This is a genomic window from Granulicella sp. L60, from assembly GCF_009765825.1.
In the GTDB taxonomy this organism is placed as follows: Bacteria; Acidobacteriota; Terriglobia; order Terriglobales; family Acidobacteriaceae; genus Edaphobacter.
In genome coordinates, this window is record NZ_LMUR01000020.1 from 1 (window position 1) to 2760 (window position 2760).

A 2760-nucleotide genomic window follows, 5' to 3' on the forward strand; every position below is an offset into this window, starting at 1 on the left:
GGGTGGGCCGGCACGATCACTTCTTCGAGTTGGGCGGCCACTCGCTCCTGGCGGTGACGCTGATCGAACGCATGCGGCGACTTGGCTTCAAGGTGGATGTGCGGTCACTGTTCGCCACTCCCACACTGGCCGATCTGGCGGCAATCGTGGATGCGGACGTTCTCGCTGTTGAAGTTTCTCCGAACTTGATTCTCTCGGGTTGCCAGGCTATCACGCCCCAAATGCTGCCTTTGGTGGAGCTAACCCAGGAGGAGATCGAACAGATCGTAAACGCGGTGTCTGGCGGCGCGGCCAACGTGCAGGACATCTATCCGCTGGCGCCGTTGCAGGAGGGGATTCTCTTTCATCATCTGATGGGGGGAGAAGGGGATCCGTACCTGCTGGCCATGCAGTTCAGCTTCGACAGCCGCGCACGGCTGGACAGGTATATAGGCGCCTTGCAGGCGGTGGTGGATCGGCACGACATTTTGCGTACCGCGGTGCTGTGGGAAGGTCTCTCGGAGCCGGTGCAGGTGGTTCTGCGAAAAGCCGCGCTCCAGATTGAGGAAGTGAAACTGGACCCTGAGATGGGTGATGTTGCGGAGCAACTTTATGCGCGCTTTGATCCTCGGCATTTCCGTATAAGTGTGCAGAGTGCGCCGCTGCTGCGGCTTTACACCTCCTATGACGCCATCCATGATCGCTGGCTGTTGATGACGCTGCGTCATCACTTGACCGGCGATCACACGACGGACGAGGTAATGAAGGAGGAGATTCAGGCACACCTTCTATGGAGGACTAGCGAATTGCCCGCGCCACAGCCTTTCCGTAACCTTGTGGCGCAGGCGCGGTCAGGTGTGAGCCCGCAGGAACATGAAAAGTTCTTCGAGCAGATGCTGGGGGATGTGGATGAGCCGACGTTGCCGTTCGGGCTTGCCAATGTGCAGGGAGACGGCAGCGACATCGAAGAAGCGCGACTTGTGCTCGATGATAGTCTTGCACGGCGCATACGCGCTCAGGCCCGCCGGATGGGGGTCAGCGCTGCTTCTCTGTGTCATCTGGCTTGGGCGCGTTTGTTGAGCAAGTTATCAAGCCGTGAGGATGTGGTCTTTGGGACCGTGCTGTTCGGGCGCATGCAGGGCGGAGAAGGAGCCGATCGTGTGATGGGCCTGTTCATCAACACGCTGCCGATCCTTATCCGGGTTGATGAAGAAGGAGCGGAAAGCGCCGTACGGCGGACGCATACGCTGCTTGCCGATCTGCTTCTTCACGAACATGCATCACTGGCTTTGGCGCAGCGGTGCAGTGCAATACCTGCACCGACGCCGTTGTTTTCGGCACTGTTGAACTATCGTCATAATTCAGGAGCGACGCAGGTGCCCTCGGAAGAGACTATAGAGGCTTGGAGAGGTATCCGGGGGGTGCGCGGCGAGGAACGGACCAACTATCCGTTTACGTTATCGGTTAGTGACCTTGGCGAAGGCTTTTCGCTGGATGCGCAGACACCTGTCTCCATCGGGCCGATGCGAGTCTGCCAATACATGCAAACGGCACTTGAGTCGCTGGTCGAAGCTCTGGAAACGTCTCCCGCCAGAGCGATCTGCTCGCTTGAAGTTCTCCCCCCGGACGAGCGCAACCGCGTTCTCTATGAGTGGAACGACACGAAGGCTGAGTATCCGTCGGACCAGTGTGTGCATGAACTGTTCGAGGCGCAGGTGGAGCGGACGCCGGCTGCGGCTGCGGTGATGTTCGAGGACGAAGAGCTCAGCTATAGGGAGCTGAACGCCCGCGCCAACCGGCTGGCGCACTATCTGCGGGAACTGGGAGTAAAGCCGGACGATCGTGTGGCGATCTGTGTCGAGCGCGGCCTCGAGATGATCGTAGGCTTACTCGCTGTTCTCAAGGCTGGAGGAGCCTACGTGCCGCTCGATCCCGCCTACCCGGTGGAACGGCTCCGCTTTATGCTGGAGGACTCCGAGCCGGTGGCGCTGCTCACGCAAACTCATCTGGGAGCGATGTTCACAACACACGGCCCATCAATGATCGAGATAGATGCTGCAACTCCACGCTGGGAGCGTCATCCGGAAACCAACCTCGATCGGAACACCGTCGCACTCAACTCCTGTCATCTCGCTTATATCATCTACACCTCCGGTTCTACCGGGACCCCGAAAGGAATAGCCATCGAGCACAAAAATACAGTCAATTTAATTCAATGGGGTCGCCGATCATTTGACATCACCACGCTGAAACACACTCTATTCTCCACTTCACTCAATTTCGATATGGCTGTCTTCGAATGCTTTGTACCGATTACCCTCGGCGATTATACCCACGCAGTTCGAGACGTCTCGCACATACCTAAGGACATCACTCTTATAAGTACCGTTCCATCTGCGTTGAACATGCTCCTCGATTTGAATGGCGTTCCTAAGTCAACAGAAATGATTCATCTCGGCGGTGAACCGGTTAAGCGGTCCCTGTTGAATCAGATTTTTGCCACAACGAATGTGGAGCGGGTGTGCAATTTGTATGGTCCTTCGGAAACTACAACCTACTCCACGCTCTGCACGATAAGCAGATCAGAGTCAACTCGCGAAGTCACAATAGGCCGCCCGATCTCAAACGTCCAAGTGTATATATTGGACGCGCATGGGGAGCCTGTGCCTGTGGGAGTGGCCGGTGAGATGTACATCGGCGGGGCGGGTGTAGCGCGGGGATATCTGAACCGTCCGGAGCTGACGGCGGAGAAGTTTCTCCGGGATCCGTTTGTAGATGAAG

Annotated in this window: 1 protein-coding gene; it reads left to right on the plus strand. The window is 57.2% G+C overall.

What is annotated here, in order from left to right; translation table 11 throughout:
• Nucleotides 1-2760, plus strand: a 2760-nt coding sequence (locus GSQ82_RS18485) for a non-ribosomal peptide synthetase (RefSeq protein ID WP_158793791.1), incomplete at both ends; no start/stop codon positions are given.